Origin of the sequence: Vibrio sp. CCUG 15886 (assembly GCF_028570825.1) — a bacterium.
Lineage (GTDB): Bacteria > Pseudomonadota > Gammaproteobacteria > Enterobacterales > Vibrionaceae > Vibrio > Vibrio vulnificus_B.
Window position 1 is genome coordinate 219946 of record NZ_JAQQBT010000001.1, and the last position, 16892, is coordinate 236837.

Annotated in this window: 17 protein-coding genes and 2 tRNA genes; 16 read left to right on the plus strand and 3 right to left on the minus strand. The window is 43.7% G+C overall.

The genetic code is table 11. The annotated features are described in order from the left end of the window. From PQQ36_RS00985 to PQQ36_RS01035, 11 genes are read left to right on the plus strand one after another with little or no spacing between them, the layout of a single operon-like run. Complete coding sequence (locus tag PQQ36_RS00985) at positions 1 to 1326, plus strand: type II and III secretion system protein family protein (protein WP_017790780.1); 1326 nt, start codon at positions 1 to 3, stop codon at positions 1324 to 1326. Next, positions 1326 to 1787, plus strand: a complete 462-nt coding sequence (locus PQQ36_RS00990) for a hypothetical protein (protein ID WP_011081074.1) — start codon at positions 1326 to 1328, stop codon at positions 1785 to 1787. The genes PQQ36_RS00985 and PQQ36_RS00990 overlap by 1 nt, the downstream gene beginning before the upstream one ends. Beyond that, complete coding sequence (locus tag PQQ36_RS00995) at positions 1787 to 2989, plus strand: AAA family ATPase (protein WP_017790782.1); 1203 nt, start codon at positions 1787 to 1789, stop codon at positions 2987 to 2989. Before PQQ36_RS00990 ends, PQQ36_RS00995 begins: the two co-directional genes overlap by 1 nt. Then, complete coding sequence (locus tag PQQ36_RS01000) at positions 2986 to 4251, plus strand: CpaF family protein (protein ID WP_011151949.1); 1266 nt, start codon at positions 2986 to 2988, stop codon at positions 4249 to 4251. The genes PQQ36_RS00995 and PQQ36_RS01000 overlap by 4 nt, the downstream gene beginning before the upstream one ends. Then, positions 4248 to 5165 (plus strand): type II secretion system F family protein, encoded by a 918-nt coding sequence (locus PQQ36_RS01005; protein ID WP_017790783.1) that lies wholly within the window; start codon positions 4248 to 4250, stop codon positions 5163 to 5165. Before PQQ36_RS01000 ends, PQQ36_RS01005 begins: the two co-directional genes overlap by 4 nt. After that, positions 5162 to 6040, plus strand: coding sequence for a type II secretion system F family protein (locus tag PQQ36_RS01010; RefSeq protein WP_017790784.1), 879 nt, complete (start codon positions 5162 to 5164; stop codon positions 6038 to 6040). The genes PQQ36_RS01005 and PQQ36_RS01010 overlap by 4 nt, the downstream gene beginning before the upstream one ends. Continuing rightward, the gene (locus PQQ36_RS01015; RefSeq protein WP_017790785.1) at positions 6033 to 7163 is read left to right on the plus strand and encodes a tetratricopeptide repeat protein; all 1131 of its coding nucleotides are present in this window, start codon (positions 6033 to 6035) and stop codon (positions 7161 to 7163) included. The genes PQQ36_RS01010 and PQQ36_RS01015 overlap by 8 nt, the downstream gene beginning before the upstream one ends. After that, the gene (locus PQQ36_RS01020) at positions 7160 to 7687 is read left to right on the plus strand and encodes a TadE family protein (RefSeq protein ID WP_015727739.1); all 528 of its coding nucleotides are present in this window, start codon (positions 7160 to 7162) and stop codon (positions 7685 to 7687) included. Before PQQ36_RS01015 ends, PQQ36_RS01020 begins: the two co-directional genes overlap by 4 nt. After that, positions 7677 to 8258 (plus strand): tight adherence pilus pseudopilin TadF, encoded by a 582-nt coding sequence (tadF, locus tag PQQ36_RS01025; protein WP_017790786.1) that lies wholly within the window; start codon positions 7677 to 7679, stop codon positions 8256 to 8258. The genes PQQ36_RS01020 and tadF overlap by 11 nt, the downstream gene beginning before the upstream one ends. Then, complete coding sequence (locus tag PQQ36_RS01030) at positions 8212 to 9540, plus strand: TadE/TadG family type IV pilus assembly protein (protein ID WP_017790787.1); 1329 nt, start codon at positions 8212 to 8214, stop codon at positions 9538 to 9540. The genes tadF and PQQ36_RS01030 overlap by 47 nt, the downstream gene beginning before the upstream one ends. Before the next feature lies 1 nt (position 9541). Continuing rightward, positions 9542 to 10108: an OmpA family protein gene (locus PQQ36_RS01035; RefSeq protein WP_015727742.1), complete on the plus strand. Its 567-nt coding sequence runs from the start codon at positions 9542 to 9544 to the stop codon at positions 10106 to 10108. Positions 10109 to 10346: 238 nt separating this feature from the next. Here PQQ36_RS01035 and PQQ36_RS01040 read toward each other — a convergent pair whose 3' ends face one another. Next, the gene (locus PQQ36_RS01040; protein ID WP_011151958.1) at positions 10347 to 10727 is read right to left on the minus strand and encodes a cystatin domain-containing protein; all 381 of its coding nucleotides are present in this window, start codon (positions 10725 to 10727) and stop codon (positions 10347 to 10349) included. 164 nt (positions 10728 to 10891) lie between these two features. Between PQQ36_RS01040 and PQQ36_RS01045 the strand changes: the two genes are divergently transcribed. The 4 genes from PQQ36_RS01045 (at position 10892) to PQQ36_RS01060 (ending at position 12678) form a co-directional block, all read left to right on the plus strand. Further along, positions 10892 to 11818 carry an endonuclease/exonuclease/phosphatase family protein gene (locus tag PQQ36_RS01045; RefSeq protein ID WP_015727744.1) on the plus strand — a complete coding sequence of 309 codons (927 nt, stop codon included), beginning with the start codon at positions 10892 to 10894 and terminating at the stop codon, positions 11816 to 11818. A 192-nt stretch (positions 11819 to 12010) separates the two neighbouring features. Continuing rightward, positions 12011 to 12097, plus strand: a tRNA-Leu gene (locus PQQ36_RS01050). Positions 12098 to 12129: 32 nt separating this feature from the next. Then, a tRNA-Cys gene (locus tag PQQ36_RS01055) sits at positions 12130 to 12203 on the plus strand. A gap of 220 nt (positions 12204 to 12423) precedes the next feature. Continuing rightward, positions 12424 to 12678, plus strand: a complete 255-nt coding sequence (locus tag PQQ36_RS01060) for a hypothetical protein (protein WP_011081086.1) — start codon at positions 12424 to 12426, stop codon at positions 12676 to 12678. A 65-nt stretch (positions 12679 to 12743) separates the two neighbouring features. On the opposite strand, the gene PQQ36_RS01065 is transcribed toward PQQ36_RS01060, so the two are convergent. Together PQQ36_RS01065 and PQQ36_RS01070 are read right to left on the minus strand one after the other, a co-directional pair. Next, complete coding sequence (locus tag PQQ36_RS01065; RefSeq protein WP_026130827.1) at positions 12744 to 13532, minus strand: lipase family protein; 789 nt, start codon at positions 13530 to 13532, stop codon at positions 12744 to 12746. Positions 13533 to 13649: 117 nt separating this feature from the next. Continuing rightward, positions 13650 to 15053, minus strand: coding sequence for an anion permease (locus PQQ36_RS01070; protein ID WP_273660241.1), 1404 nt, complete (start codon positions 15051 to 15053; stop codon positions 13650 to 13652). A gap of 277 nt (positions 15054 to 15330) precedes the next feature. Between PQQ36_RS01070 and PQQ36_RS01075 the strand changes: the two genes are divergently transcribed. Then, complete coding sequence (locus PQQ36_RS01075) at positions 15331 to 16890, plus strand: GHKL domain-containing protein (RefSeq protein WP_017790790.1); 1560 nt, start codon at positions 15331 to 15333, stop codon at positions 16888 to 16890. Positions 16891 to 16892 lie beyond the last annotated feature (2 nt).

The following is a 16892-nucleotide window of genomic DNA, read 5'->3' on the forward strand; positions in this document are numbered from 1 at the left end:
ATGAAAAAAACATTGTTGTGTTTACTAATCACCACGATTGGATTTGCTTCATTATCGGTTAATTCTAATGAACTAATGAATTTAAATCAGGGATCAGCAAAAACCATTTCGTTGAAACGTCAAATTTCAACCGTATTTGTAGGTGATCCAGAAATTGCCGATTATAAAATCATCGATGAAACCAAAGTAGTAGTTTACGGTGTTGGCCAGGGTGCGACGTCGGTGATTGTCTATGACCGAGCTGGAAATGAACTTTACAACGCGGAAGTGGTGGTTAACAAAAGTTTGCGATTAGTAAAGCAGACACTGATTGCCCGTTTTCCAGACGAATCTATCAACATTACTAATGTGGGCGAACAGGTCGTACTCGATGGGGTGGTAAGCAGCGATGAGATTAAAACTCAGATTTACCGTACCGTCGGCGAAATGCTCAAGAAGAACTCGACACGTAATACTTTTACGTTAAAGGATGCTAACGGCGATGAGGTCGATTCGCTTGATTACACTGCCACCTATATTTACGACAACATTATTAATAATCTCAAGGTGCTGACTACCGAGCAGATCAACGTCAAACTAACGGTAGCTGAAGTATCGAGCTCGTTTCTATCTGAACTAGGTGTCTCTTATTCAGACAGTGGTCAGGCGGGGCGTTTTGTGAACAAACTGCTTGATTTTACCGCTCAGGACATCGTTGCGGTAATTACTGCTAGTGGTGACGACCAAATTGGTCGTGTACTTGCCGAACCCAATCTTTCGGTGATTTCTGGTGAAACTGCAAGCTTTCTTGTCGGTGGGGAAATCCCAATTGCAATACGTGATGAAGACGGCATTACCATCTCTTATAAAGAATATGGTGTAAAACTGTCTATGGTCGCCAAAGTGACGGATTCCGAAAACATTCGTTTATCACTTTTGCCAGAAGTTAGTTCTATCGACGAAGAAAATAAGACCGCGAATGGTTTGATCAATGTGCCAGCGCTACGTACACGTAAAGCTCAAACGACCGTTCAACTAAAGGATGGCCAGAGTTTTGTGTTGGCAGGTTTGTTAACGTCGGAAGAGCGCGAGTCATTAAGCAAAATCCCTGTATTGGGTGATATTCCTATTCTTGGCGCTTTGTTCAGCCATACAAAATCCAATCAAACCAAGACTGAATTAATCATTGTCGCCACGGTGAACTTAGTTGACCCAGTAAAAGCGGAAGACATCAAACTACCAAGCTTCCGTCGCACCAGTGATATCGAGCGTCTACTGAGAATCGACCTCTCATCAATGAATGAACCTGAGTTGGAAGATACGTTGAACAAAGGGGGATTCAATTAATGAAAAAATGGTTATTGGTTTTATTTGTTTTGCTTCTGAACGCTTGTTCAAACGTTAATATTTCAAACACCAGTGTGATGGAACAGCTTCAAGAGAGCTATGAGTTTGATGCAACAGGCAAAGAGTATTCGGTATCTCGCGCCATGTCATTTATTAATGAAGTCAATGAGCGTGAACCAAAAGCAAAATTCAAGATTTACTATCAGCCAAGTGCGAGTGAATTTATCGATAAGCTTTTGGTGCAGCTAAAAAGTTCAAAAATTAGCAAGATCCGCTACGAAGTTGAAATTGCGCCGAACGAACAGAAAAAAGCCATTCTAATTCAAGCTCAATATGTTCATATCCGCAGTCAAAACTGTGGAAGTCTCGCATTTTCTAGCAAAGACGAATACCGATTCGGTTGCGCGTTAGAACACAACCGAAACATTAGTTTGGTCAACCCATTGAAGAGTACTTACTGATGATGGATCTCGATACATTATTTAAAAGTTCATCCTCAAAAAGAAAAGGTGGCAACACCAACCAAGATTTGATCGTGTCTGACGATTCGGGATTTCTTGCTGCCGTTGATGAACTGTACGCAATCGAGGGGTTTGAAAAGCCCCTCAAAGTAACCGATTTGGATGAAGAAAAAACCTGGAATCGCAGTGACGTCACCTTAAATCACGTCATTTTGGATATGCGTAATAACCAAAACATGGTGGATGAGGTTTCTGATATTGCGACCCGTCTTGATGTCAGCATCAAGCTTTTGGTTATTAGTAATTTTGATTCGATCAAGCTACGCGACCGTGTGCAGTCGTGCGGTGCCAGCTACATTCTTTGGGATGAAGAGCTCGATGGATTATTAGCGAGCTTAAAGCGTGACATTGCAGAAGCATCTAAAAGCGGTAAGACACGTATTGCGAAAAGAATCCTTATCTTGGGTACAAAAGGTGGTATCGGGGTTTCTTGTATTAGTAGTGTGTTGGCCAATGCATTGGTTAAAAATGCCAATCTAAAAACTCTAGTGGTTGATCACGATTCTGGTGCGATGAATGGCGATATTTTTCTCGGTGTTAAGGGGTACAAAATCAAGGAAAACAGCATCGACTTGAATCAGTCAGAGATCGATTCTGCTATTGCCACCACGTATCTGTGTAAAGTGACCGAAAAGCTGGACTATTTAGCCTTGGAAAAAACCACCGCGTGTCTGAGCGATCATGCCTCGACTCTATTTAGTCTTTCTTCGGAACTGATTGATAAATATAACTTTATTATTGATTCGGTACCGATGAGCTCCTTTGAAGAGGTTCACGACCAAGATTTAGCGGATAAATACCACCGGATTTACTTAGTTTGTGAACCGTCGGTCTCTTCATTACGCGCTTACAACCGATTCAAAAAGAAAATCGGTAAAGCGGAGCATCAGGTGATTTTTAGCCAGACACGTCCTCACAAAGATTATTTGGTGACACTAAAAAATGCTAAAGAGCGAATTAAATGCCATTCGTCTGTCGACTTTGCCTATGAACCGGGTTTGGAGCAAAAGCTGATTCAAATGGGCACCAGTGGCTTGATGAAGAGCAAATACGCGACGTCTATCGCTGAAATGGTTTCGTCTCTTACCGGAAAGCAAATCCAGACTAAAAACGCTAAGAAATTCACGTTGTTTAAAAAATGAATCAACTAAAGCAGATCTATCTCGACTTGCGAGATGAAATTTTTGATGCGATTGATGCCTCAACCTTAAGCGAAATCAGTAACGAAGAGCTGGCGGAGCAGTTGTCTGAGTCGGTCAATATCTTGATCGACAAAAAACAACTGCAGGTGAGTTCGCTAAAGCGCGCCGAGCTAGTTAAAGCGCTTTACGATGAACTTAAAGGGTTGGGACCACTGCAAAAATTGGTCGAAAATGACGATATCTCGGACATCATGATCAATGGCCCATACGACGTCTTTATTGAAATTGGCGGTAAGGTAGAAAAGTCACCGATCCAATTCGTCAATGAAAAGCAGCTGAATACTATTGCCAAGCGCATTGCGTCGAATGTTGGTCGCCGCATCGATGAGTCATCTCCTTTGTGTGATGCGCGATTAAAAGACGGTAGCCGTGTCAATATCGTTATTCCTCCATTGGCAATTGATGGCACCTCCATCTCTATTCGTAAATTCAAAGAGCAAAAGATCAAACTAGAAAACTTGGTTGAGTTTGGCGCCATGTCGATAGAAATGGCCAAGTTGTTGTCTATCGCCAGCCACTGTAAATGCAATATTTTGATCTCTGGTGGTACTGGTTCGGGGAAAACAACTTTGCTCAACGCGCTGTCTGGATTTATCGGCGAGGGCGAACGTGTGGTCACCATTGAAGATGCGGCCGAATTGCAGTTGCAAAAGCCTCATATCGTTCGGTTAGAAACACGTCAAGCAAGTGTTGAAGGCACGGGGCAGATCACGGCTCGTGACCTCGTTATCAACGCCCTGCGTATGCGTCCGGACCGTATTATTGTCGGTGAGTGTCGTGGTGCAGAGGCTTTTGAGATGTTGCAGGCGATGAACACCGGCCACGATGGTTCAATGTCTACATTACACGCCAATACGCCGCGAGATGCAATTGCGCGTACTGAAAGCATGGTGATGATGGCAACTGCTTCGTTACCATTGGAGGCGATACGCCGCACCATCGTGAGTGCGGTGGATTTGATTGTGCAGGTAAGACGTCTCCATGATGGTAGCCGTAAAGTCATGTACATCAGTGAAATAGTCGGGCTAGAAGGTAACAATGTGGTGATGGAAGATATTTTCCGATTTGAAACCACAGGTAGCTTTGATGGCGGCAAGATCCAAGGTGAGTTTCGCTCGCCTGGTTTGTCAAAGCGTTCGGTTATTTATGAGCGAGCTCGTTTCTTTGGTTTAGAAGATACGGTGCGGGAGTTGTTTTCATGATGTGGTTAATGGTGCTCTCTTGGGTTCTGCTGGGAGGTTACTTTCTTACCCATAAGCGCAAACAAGAAAAAGCGATCCAACGTATTATCGAGCTAGAACAAGATTTTGAAGGGGTTAAAGGGCAAAGAACCGTCATTGATGCGCAAAAATTTGAAGTGAGTTTTCGCGCCAAAGTTCGTCGTCATTTTAAAGCGTTTGTGACCATTTTGATGCCCAATCCAATTAAGAAGATAGGGCTGTTCTTGTTGGTCACGGCGATCGCACTCTACTTTATTAACGACTTTGTCTTGCAGATGGATTTTCTGACGTTGTTGATGTACGCACAACCACCTTTATTTGTCGTGTTTGTGATTAAACTTCAGCAAGCCAAAGCGGCTAAGTTTAAAGAAGATTTTCCCGATGCGCTTAATATTCTTTCTGGTGCGCTCTCTTCAGGCCAAAGTATTGTTCATGCATTTGAGTATGTAGGGAATCAGCTGCAAAATGATGTAGGGAAGCAATTTAAGCTGATGGCGGAGCGCTTGCTGATTGGTGAAGACCCTGATGATGTTCTGTCAAGAAGTGCCGCTTCTTTCCCATATGTAGAATACTTTTTCTTTGCGGCGACTATTCGCATTAACCTGAGTCGAGGTGGCCAATTAAAAGAGGTTATCTCTCGTATTAACCGCATCATGTTTGAAGCACGTGCTATCGACAAGAAGAAAAACGCTCTGACTTCAGAAGCAAGAATGTCAGCCAAAATCATTGCTTGTTTACCCATTATCTTCTTGTTGATTTTGAAATTTACAAGCCCAGAAAATTATAATTATGTAATGTTTGAAGAAGGTGGAAAACCGATATTTTACTACGTTCTTACTAGTGAAATTATTGGATTTATTTGCATCTGGTTTATTTTAAGAGGGGTGAAATCATGACTTTTTCGCTTCCTAGTGCAATTTTTATTCTAGTTGCACTTATTGTTTCTGTTGTTGTGGCTATTTTTGCCTTAAAAATGTGGGATGAAACCAGGGCGGAAATATCAGTTAGAAAAATAATTGGCTCAACCAAAGAGCAACAAAAACGAGATGATCTTTTTTTATCCTTCTTCAAGCGTTTTAGTTTTAATAAAGATGAAACAAAAAAGAAACTGGTCGCTGCGGGGATCTATAGTGACTTTATCTCTCAAACTTACTATTTATTTAAAATAGTACCTCTGTTCTTAACGATTGGAGGTGGCTTACTAGCAGTGAGTCAAGAGGTCATTGATTTTAATGAAATGATACTTATTGGCGCTTTTGCGTTAATTATTTTTGTTGCTGGTCCAGATTTGTATTTATCTTCGAGGACGAACACTATCACACGTCACGTCAGTTCGCGCCTGCCATTTTTGTTGGATTTGATGAACGTGTGTGTTCATACGGGTATGACCATTGAAGCAACGCTAGAGTACCTTGCTAAAGAGCTGCAAACGGTTGATAAATATTTGGCATTTACTGTTAATGTAACTGTGCAAAGATCCAAAGTAATTGGAATAGAAAAAGCGCTTGAGGAGTTTTATGAAATGGTCCCCTCGAGTGAAGCACAAAGTTTTGTTATGACGCTTGTTCAAAGTTTGCAATTTGGTTCTTCAGTTGGCCAAGTGTTAGGCACACTTGCCACCGATATTCGTCAAATAAATATGATGGAACTTGAAGAGAAAATAGGAAAGCTTGGTGCAAAAATGTCAATCCCTATGATTGTTTTTATCATGGTGCCAATAATTATTTTGATTATTGCTCCTGGCATTATGAGGATGCTAACTGATGGCTAAATGGATAATTAAATTAATAATTCTGTTCTGGATTGTAGGTTGCTCATCTATTAGTTCGGAATTGCAAACTAAAGAACGTTTGTTGTTGAGTTCGGGTGAAAATCAGCAGTTGGTAGAATTCTATAAGGGTAATTTGGCGGAAGTGCCAAGTTATAAGGTGAAATTGGTTAACCTCTATTTGGATATGGGGGATATCAAGTCAGCAGAACTTTATACCAATACTTATACAGCCAAAGATCTAGATGAACCAGATTATATCTATAGTTTGGCGAACTTAAACTATAAGAAAAAACGCTACGATTCAGCACTGCAAGAGAGCGAAAAGTTCCTTGATGAAGGTGGAGATGAGGCGGCCTATCATCTATTAGTTGGTAAGATTTACGCGCAACGTAAAGAGTATGAAACGGCTATTCAGCATTTCGAAGAAAGTCGTAAAAGTGGCGCTTCGGATAGAGAGGCGGGCAACAATATCGCTGTGGTCTACCTTTTGCAAAATCGTTATGTCGAAGCGACGGAAATTCTTTATGACCTTTATGTCGCTATGCCAAGTGATGCCAAAGTTCGGTCAAATCTCATCATCTCATCTGTGCAGTCCAACCGCCCTGATATCGCTCTGGAAGTGTTAAAACATGAAAAAGGCGAAGAAGACGCGAGAAAACAGTTGGCGGCATTAATGAAAACTGTCAACAAAGGAAAGAACAAAGGGAAGAAAGCCGTGCAGCCACAAGTCGCTCAAATAAACAAAGACACGACCCGAGCTACAGTTGTACAGACTGCTCAAGTGACACCAAAAGCGCAAGAAGAAACGAAAAAAGTGGAACAGGCCAAGCCAGTTAATAACGTAGTGCCTGTAAGTAAGCTCGATGTGAATAACCTCAAGCCTAAAGCGCCATCACTGTATCGTATTCAAGTGCTGGCTTCTTACAAAGCAGTGCCGAACGATTATCTCAATTTCCTAAAAGCCAACTATGGCACTGTCTACTCGTATACGCATGGTTTATGGAAGCGCTACTGCATTGGTGAATTTACTGACATAGAGGAAGCGAAAGCCTTTCTTAATAGCTTAAACATCAAAGGTGCCTTTGTTGTGGATTACACCAAGAAAAGGTATGTCGAACTATGAAAAAAAGACAAAAGGGTGCCTTGACGGTTGAAGTCGCAATGGGATTACCAATTTTTCTTATCATGGTGTTTAGTTGGATTGAGCTCTGTATGTTGAGTTATTCAATGAGTATTTCCGACCATGCTTTGACACTATCGGTCATCAAGACCAAAAAAGCAGGGACATCCAATGCCACGACCCCGCAGGATTATCAAAAACTGTTGGAAAAAACCATTAACGAAAGTGCTGGTGTGGCATGGAAATATTTGGCCAAAGAAGAAAGCGTCAATATTACGGTCGATTATTTCAAAAACTATCAAGACTTTGTGACTTGCAATGTCGGTTATGACGATATTGAAACTTGTCCTGAGCGAAAAGACGAACCAAAGGATATGGCGATAGCGATGTATCGTATGCAGTACACCTATAACACGATTTTGGATGGTATTTTGCCAGACTTTCAAGTGAAACGTGAGCTTATGGCTATTCAAGAATACGAGCGTTGTGCATTTAAAATTGGCGGAGGGTCGGGTTGTGAAAGCTAAGCAACAAGGCGCTTTTATGGTAGAGCTTGCGCTAGTATTGATGTTCATTTCTGGGCTTTTTGTTGTCATGGCCAATTATGTTGTTGCTATCAATACCAAGGGACAACTTGACCGAGCCGTTTATTCACTCGCAACGATCATGGCGGAAAGAAAACAGTTTTTTAATGGTGATTTAGATATTTGTGGTAGAGCCGATCCTTACTGCTCTGAAACAAAGAGAGCTGTGAATTATCTATCCAAAGCCTCCTTAAAGCGAATGATGCCGGGCTTTGAAGAATCTAAGTTTGGTGTGTTTGTCGAACAGCTTGCGGTAGAGGGCGATAAGCCAAGCAACTTTCGAAAACGCTATAAAAAATTTAGTAGTGGCGCGACCGACGGTTGTAATTTGCCAAATCTAGACAGTCTCACTAAAGAAGAGGCACTAGAGCTGTTGCCAATCACTTCTCGCAACCGTCGGCTGCCGATGTACCAAATCACGCTTTGTTACGAAACGCCGTTTAATATCTTTGGTTTGGCAGAGGGCAATGTCGTTAAAGCGGTATCCACGTCATTTTCGTTTGCGAGGGTCTAGTATGTCCATCAAAAAGCAACAAGGGGTCGCGGGCATTATTTTTATGGGCATGTTGCCAGTTCTTGTGATCATCATGGTGTTCTCTATGCAAATGACTCAAAGGCATATGGCGCACGCCAAAATTACAGAAGCGGCGGAAGTGGCGAGCTTGGCTTTAATTGCGAGTCCCAAAGAGGGTGATGAGAAGAACCAAGAATACGCACAAAAGATTGTTGATCACTATATTCCAGACAACAAAGGCGAAGTCGTTGCTCGAGTGTTTAATCGACGCTGCGAGTACAAAGACGGCTGCGTGCAGCGCAGTGGCGAACTAGCGCCTTTTACCGATTTTGTTGTTTCTGCCAAAACAAAGCACGACTCCTGGATTTCTTACAATGACGGCGAGATGGGATTAACCAAAGACTTTGAAGTTATGGGGACATCTACGTCTAGAAAATTTCTCCCACAACCCCTAGATATTTACTTCATTATCGATATGAGTGGCTCGATGGTGAATCCTTGGGGAGGAAGTGGCAAGACGAAATATGATGTAGTTGCAGACACGATCAACCGAATCGTGGACGACCTGCGGGAGTTTAAAACAGATAGGAAAAGTCGAGTGGCGGTGATCGGGTTCCACCATACTGCAGTTAAGAAGGTTGGCCGACAGCGTACGGCGTTTGACTATTCATCATATAGGACACCATCAGCCACGGTGAATAACATGTTTACGGCACCGAAAGTTCACTCGCGGAACGATTCCAGCAATATTAAAACATTCGAGGATATCCCTTTAACTGAAGACTATGACGCATTTCTAACTAAGTTTAACAGTTCAAATTATTATGCTTCCCGATACGGCCTAACTGAATCTTGGCAAGGCATTATTGGTGCAGCCCAAATGGCTGAGCAAGCCACGGACTTAAATCCGGAGCAAGTATTTATTTTGCTTTCTGATGGTAGAGATGGTGATTTTGTTCGCTACTACTTGGAAGGTAGGCAGTGGCGTGAAGTTCGATACAATAAATATCTAAACAGACTTGTAAAGGCAGGTTTGTGCGAAAAGTTAAAAACGAGAATTTCACAAAAAAGGAACGTTTTCCAAAGTGAAAACCCTAGTGACAAAGCGTCAAAGACCAAGGTGACGATGGGGGTTATTGGGGTTAACTACGTCGTAGACAAAAGCGATGGGATTGGCGACTGCTTTGGTCACGACAATATCTATCATGCCAAAGAAGGCAATGACGTATACAAATATATTTTGAATCTCATTAATGAAGAGACAGGTAGACTTAAGGATTAAAATGAAAAAAACACTGCCTATACTGTTACTGGTGCTGCTTTCCAATTATGCCCAGGCCAATTGTGTCAATACATCAGAAGAACAGATCATAACCAAAACATTGCTCTCAACGCATTACAAAACCACACAAAGCGAAGGCTCGATTGTGGTTGATGAAGGACAGACGGAAGCCCGTGTCTTGAATCGTGATGTGCAGAAAGTAAAAGCACAAAACAGCAGTGAACATTGCTTCTTCGATGAGAAAAAAATGTCACTGGTGCTGAACTACCAGCACAACAAATTTGGTTTAACCGACATCCATCAAGATGCGATTCGTAGCTATATTGGTATTGTTGACCCAAATCGTAAAATTTCAGTGGAAGGGCATGCCGACAGCACAGGCTCAGATACTTACAATAAGCAGTTGTCTGCAAGACGTGCCAACACCGTAGCCCGTTTCCTCAAGAAAGATCTGGGTTTGGGCAATCGAATCGTAGAAAAGGCGTTTGGTGAAACCACTCCAATCTGTGCGGCGGAAGAAAACCAGCAGAATGGTTGCAACCGTCGAGTCGTTCTCACTTTGGAGTAGCCGATGGGCTTTCTGGCGGTTATCTGCATTTTGATCATGATGTGCGGAGCTTTGAGCGGCATTTAGCCTTTTACCGCTTAAAGTGATTAAAAATCCCCTTATTTTAATCCGATAAGGGGATTTCTTTTTGTTCGCCAAACGCCTTGATGCAAGGTTCATTGAGAGTGACTCATTGTTGCCTAATTGGTACGCCAAGTCGTTTGGCTATTGGTATCTTCTGGAAGGTTGTTATGCGAGTTTATTGCTGACAGAACAAGCCTAGCTTAGCCGTTTGGGTAATTTGATATTCGCCTTTCAGGTTGCGATACACGATGGTGTTCCAAGAGCTTCCATTTTCTAACTGAAATTCAATAGCGTAATTAACGCCACTAACCACTTGGGTATGAGCTGACAGCACTTCTTTCAACGGGGAGTTAGTGTTCATTTGCTCAAGCACCATGTCGAGTGCTTGCATCACTTGGTGATCGATTTCAGCGTTATGCCAGCCTCCGGGCATACTTTCTGTAGAGCTACAGATCGCGGTATGACGTTCGTTCAACGTACTGTTTTCTTGAGGTTCTTGCTGACATCCTGCCAGTAAAAATAGCGTTGCCGCTGCAACTGCTAGTTTTGCTTTCATGGGGATACCTTGTAGTGAATTGAAAGAGAAGTATAGCCAAGTCTATCGACTGTCTATGTGCGGAGAGTGTCAGAAAAGTTTGAAATTTAAGAAAAATGGAGCAGCCTCTCTAATAAACATTGCTAGACTAACTAAGGTAGCGGCTCAATAGGTATGACTCAGCAATGCTTAAAAGTTATGGCTTGTGGTTCATTATCATTCTTTGCACCCTTTTCTACTGGGGCGTAAAAGCGCAAACTCATTTATGGTGGGCCGAAAACATATCGGCTTATCCCGCACTGTTTATTGTGCCTCTCGTGATTGTCGCATTCATCAGTTTTGGAATACGTGCGTGGACACCAATGCTGGCATCCATTGGGCTCATTATTTATTTCGCGGTCATTGGTGTACCGAAAGGGATGGTTTCGAAAGGGGAGTGCCGAAATAGCGTCCGTCTATTTCAGTACAATATGTTGTTCTCTAATCAACATGTCGACCAATTGATCGACTACCTATCACGGGTGCAGCCTGATCTCGTTTTGCTACAAGAAGTCACAGCCCCACATTTAGAGCAGTTAAAAGTGTTGGATGACGTATACCGCTATCGCTTCGGTGGCCAGCCGAAAGTGGGCCTACCGTCGCATCAGCTTATTTTTTCTCGCCAGCCTTTATATGGCATGGATGTTTTTTACATCGAAGGCTATCAAAATCTCATCCGAGGCATTTGGCAAGTGGATGAAGAACACCCTGTATTCTTGCTTACCGCCCACCCACCTTCACCTCGCAACAAAGAGATGTGGTTGAGACGTAACGCGCTTATTCAGGCGCTAGAATACCAAGCGACACAAAGCCCGACGAAAGATATTTTAATCATGGGCGACATGAATCTTTCTGCGAACAGTGAGCGCTTTGACACGCTTTTTTCTGGAATGCAAACTGCCCCTATTGCAAGTTGGCCAAACTTACCGACATTGACACTGCCGTCATGGCTGCAAATATCTATCGACCATTTATGGCTCAACAGTGATTTTGCTATCTGCAAAAGGGAGTCTATCGATGAAGTGATCGGTTCAGATCATCGAGCCATCATGACTTATCTAAACATTCAATGAGAGTGCAAAACGGAAGAATGTTGAAAAATCCCCCATACTGCGCGCGAACCGTACTGAGGCGATGGCAAACTAACCATTTGATTCAAAAAGTTTGTTTTTGTTATTGACCCAAATAAAAAATCCGTTAAAGTACGCCTCGTTCTCACGGCGAAGGTCGTTAGAGCAGGTGGTGTTACCATCGCAGTATGCGTTGCCCTGGTGGTGAAATTGGTAGACACAAGGGATTTAAAATCCCTCGACTTTCGAGTCGTGCCGGTTCAAGTCCGGCCCGGGGCACCATCCTAACTCAAACCAGCAATGGTTATCTAAAAGGCGCGTTGGCAGAGTGGCTATGCAGCGGATTGCAAATCCGTGGACCTCGGTTCGACTCCGGGACGCGCCTCCATTCTCTTCTCTTGTTTTCGTTCTATTTACTCACGATCTTATTCAATAATTCCTTGTAATCATTGATTTAATCTTTGTTTTTTTCTTCTCCCTCTTTCATTTTGTTTCAGCGACAAACGCGATGTGATCTGCGACGCAATGATTGCGTTATTACTCTAGCTATTTTATAAACTACATGAATTGTTTTTGATTAATGGATAACGTTAACTAGAGGTAGCAACATGGAACAGTTGGGCGACATTTTAATTGTTTTGATTATTTTCACCGCCATTTTTGGTAGTGGCATGCTAAAAATCGTTTTAAATCATCGTGAAAAGGTTAAGGCGTTAGAGTTGACGAAAACGGAAGGTGCGTCTGCTGATGTGCAAAGAGAGATGCAGCAACAGATCGATAAGCTGACCCAGCGTATTATTGTGTTAGAGAAAATCGTCACCGACCAAAAATATCAGTTAGAGAAAGAGATCGCTTCCCTGTAGCGAATGTCGGCATGAAAAATTATCGAGAAGAGACCATGGGTCTCTTTTTGCTTTTGAGCGTCTGTTTATCGTTCGTCAAAAAAATCTTTATTTCGGATATATTTGCTCATTAGGTGGTAAGTGAATGGTCGGATAAGCCAACTGAGCACTGAGCGACCCAAGCGTTCATAAGTAGGGGTATTTTCATAGATTCTACCGTTATAGAGCCAGAGCAATTTGCCACTGTGAGAATAGAGTAAGGGCAATGGTGGCATAAAGGTAACGATATCGAGGTCGCAGCAAATTCGATAGGTTTTATGTGCCAAAGAATAGTGTTTGGCAAAGCGCCAGTCGCCAATGGCAGGTTGGCCAAACGTGACCACACGTTTAATCGATTTGGGGTATTTTCGCTCAAAATAATCGGCAAAAACACAGCCAATGGCACCACCAGATGAGTGACCGGTGATCGCGATACGCTTCCCCTCTTTGACGCGTTCAAGCAAAATCTGCTCAAGTTTTTCAAGCACCGTCATTCCAAGGTGATCTTGATTCCTCGATGGCTGGCTCTCTTGAGTTAACAGGTGATGGAACCCAGCATGAATACGATAGGGAAGACCAAGAGACCGGGTGCTTTTTGTCCATAATGCGAAGTTAAGCAGCCAGTCGCTAAGGCTGTGTGAGCCTTTAATGACGACCACCACTTCATCCGCATTTTTACTCCACAGCACACGAATCATGGTTTTGCCAAATTGGTTTTTGATGATGCGTTGTCCATTGGGATCGAAACCATAGCGTGTTTGTTTAAACACCCTTGGATAGGCGAGATTACACAGGACAGCGTAGCGCTCGTATTGATAACGTTTGAGTGGTTTCACGGTGAACATGCGACAGAAGTTCTTGAAGCCATAGTGCAAAGCGAAGATGAAATAAAAATGACAAACGAAAAAACAGGGTGTTTAGGCCCTGTTGTACATCGTTTTTTCGCGCACTTATTACCAAAGGCCGAGCACTTTCCACCACATACCTCCGACAAAGATGAAAATGGGGATAACGATGAGGGAGAAGACAAAGCCGATCTTCCACCAGTTCTGTAAGCTGTGGAATCCAGCGCCAAACAGAATCGGCGCGGGGCCAGACGAATAGTGGGTGGTCGACATATACAAGTTACTAAAAATACCCAACACAATCGCAGCCAGCATAGGTGGTGCACCTGCCGAGATGGCGATGGCTAAGAAAGCGGAATACATGGCGCTGATATGGGCCATCGCACTCGCCATTAAGTAGTGACTGTAGTAGTAAACCAGCAAGAGCAAAATAATGGTGGTTGCCCAACCAAAACCAGAAAGCGACTCGCCGATGCCGTTACTAAACCATTTGATAAAGCCCAACTTATTTAGTTCAGACGCCATCATGATGAGCACCGCAAACCAAGTAATGGTGTGCCACGCTTCTTTTTCACTGAGTACTGCGTCCCAAGTGATGGTTCGGCTTAGCAACAAGAAGACGAGGCCAATCAATGCGGTGACGGTGGCGTGAATGCCGAGTGTTGGGCCCAGTACCCATAGTGTGACCATGCCAATGAATGTGGCGCACACCATGATTTCATCGCGGGTCATGGCCCCCATTTGTTGCAACTTCTCTTTCGCAATCGCGCGCATTTCTGGCGTCTTTTTCAGTTCTGGTGGAAAGAACAGATACATCGCGAGTGGGATGAGGAAAAGACACAACAGCCCGGGCACGATAGCCGCTGCTGCCCAACCAGCCCAAGTTATTTCGACCCCCTGTTCTTTTGCAAAGTTAGCGGCCAGTGGGTTACCTGCCATAGAGGTGAGGAACATGGCACAAGTAATGGCGTTACATTGGAAAATACACTGCACTAAGAATGCGCCAATACGGTTTTGGGTCCCTTTCTCTGGGTCAGAGTCATAGGAGCTGGCAACCGAGCGGAAAAGCGGGGCAATGATACCGCCACAGCGAGCCGTGGTACTTGGGGTTGCAGGGGCAAACAGGAGATCGGTTAACACCAATCCGTATGCCAGACCCAGCGAGTTATGTCCCAATTTCGAGATAAACCAGTAACCAACGCGGCGGCCAAATCCTGTGGTAATGAAACCACGTGAAATAAAGAAGGCTGCAGCAATCATCCAAATTGTTGGATGGGCAAAACCATTCAACGCCGTTTTAATGGGTAAAACACCCAACAAAGTTGCAGCGGTCAACCCTAAAAGGGCCATTGCACCAAGGGGCAACGGGGCGAGAATCAAACTGAGCACTGTGGTCACGAAGATGACCATCATCTGCCACGCTTGTTCTGTCAAACCATCAGGGACGGGTAAAAACCACAACACGCTACCCAAGACAAAAAGGGACAGCAGTTTTAAGTTTGTGCTATTCATAATCAAACCTCCAAAGTGTTGTACTCATCTTAAGTGCTCAGTGGCGTCGAAAAGTGAGCCAAATCAATTTCATTAAGGTATTGATTTTTAGCTTGTTAATTTTGTAACTGAGTGAAAAGTCACTTTGAAAAAAGCGTGAGATTAAGAAAATTAAACCAATAAAAATCATAAAATTTAAACCAGCGATCAGAGTCATGTTTTTGCATCGAAAGAGACGGAATACTCTCTACTTCGCGGTATTCTGGAGGCGTCGTTTTTCCTCATTAGCCACGATTCGATGACATTATCCTTTACAAGGCAGCTGGCCTTTATCCTGAGTTGTACCGTCCTGATTGGCATTGCTGCTTGGTGGAGTTACAGTGCGTATCAATTAGAAAATGTTCTGAATAACCAAATTGCCTTGCGTGCGCAGGTGCAATCACAGCAGTTAGCAAAATTGCCCAGTCTCATTGATGCCGTTGAGCGTGAAAATGCACAGCTGGTGTCGGAGATCATTTCTGTCGTGCAATTGGTGAGTGATGCTGATTTTATTACTGTTAGTGATGAAGAGGGCATCCGGTTGGCACATCCGGTGAGTGAGCGTGTCGGTTTGCCCGTGGTTGGGGGAGACATTCAAAGAGCACTCAATTTTGGTGAGGCATATCTCTCGCAAAGCGTTGGTTCTTTAGGTCCTTCGGTACGTTATATTTCACCGATTTTTTCCCCTGAAGGGGAAGTGGTTGGCATGGTTAAAGTGGGGTATCTTGTCGAAACGCTCAACCTTTGGAGTCGGGAAAAACTGTTACCGCTGCTTTTATTTGCTCTTTCTGCTCTATCGCTGTTTTTGCTCTTGTCGTGGCGATTTTCGTCTTATGTAAAAAAACAAATGCAAGATCTGGAGCCTTGGCAATTAAAGCAAGCGTTGAAAACCCATCAAGGCGTATTGGATGCGACTCATGAAGCGGTTGTTGCAGTGAGCCAACAGGGAAATATTTATTTGGCGAACGACGCAGCGAGAGCCATTCTTCGTCAAAGCGAGCTGGTGGGTAAGGAAACCAAGCAGTTGGATGACGCCAGTCATCTGTTTCATTTAGATGGAGACGATTTCTTAGATAAAGTCGCGCAGCTTGGCTCAGATGGCGTGATCATCAATCGTGTCACCATGCGTACATCGAATGGGGAAGCAGCTGGTGCGGTATTTACTCTGCGACAGCGTTCAGAGTTGCAAGCCCTTTCGGATCGCATCAGTCAGGTCGACAAGTATCTTGAAAGCATGCGAGTGACACATCACGAGCATCAAAACAAGCTGTCGGTCATTTCTGGCCTGCTGCAAATGGGAGCCTTTGATAAGGCGCTCTCTGTCTGTTTAGCGCAAGCGGCACAAAATCAAACACGGATAGACTCGCTACAAGGTGTGAAAAGCATGCCTCAGCTAACGGCGTTGCTGTTGGCCAAACTGAGCAAAGCGAGAGAATCGAACCAGTCATTGAACATTGCGTGTTATGGCGATCTTTCTGGACTGACGCAAAGAGTGAGTGAGGAACAAGTGTGTTCACTAGTGGGGAACTTGATCGACAATGGTTTAGAAGCGTGCCAAGGGCAAAACGATGCCACAATGGTGGTGAAACTACGTGAAACCGAAGAAGAGTTCATTCTTACTTTTTCTAATAATGGCCCTAGTCTTGATGAGGATCTGGAAAGCTTATGCCGCTGGGGTTACTCGACCAAGAGTGCTACAGGGGAGCATGGCATTGGCCTTCACTTAGTGAAATCCATTCTGTCCGAGGCTCATGGTCATGTAGAGCTCGACAGCGACGAGCAAGAAACGCTATTTACCGTTTATCTTCCGAAGGAGTGAGC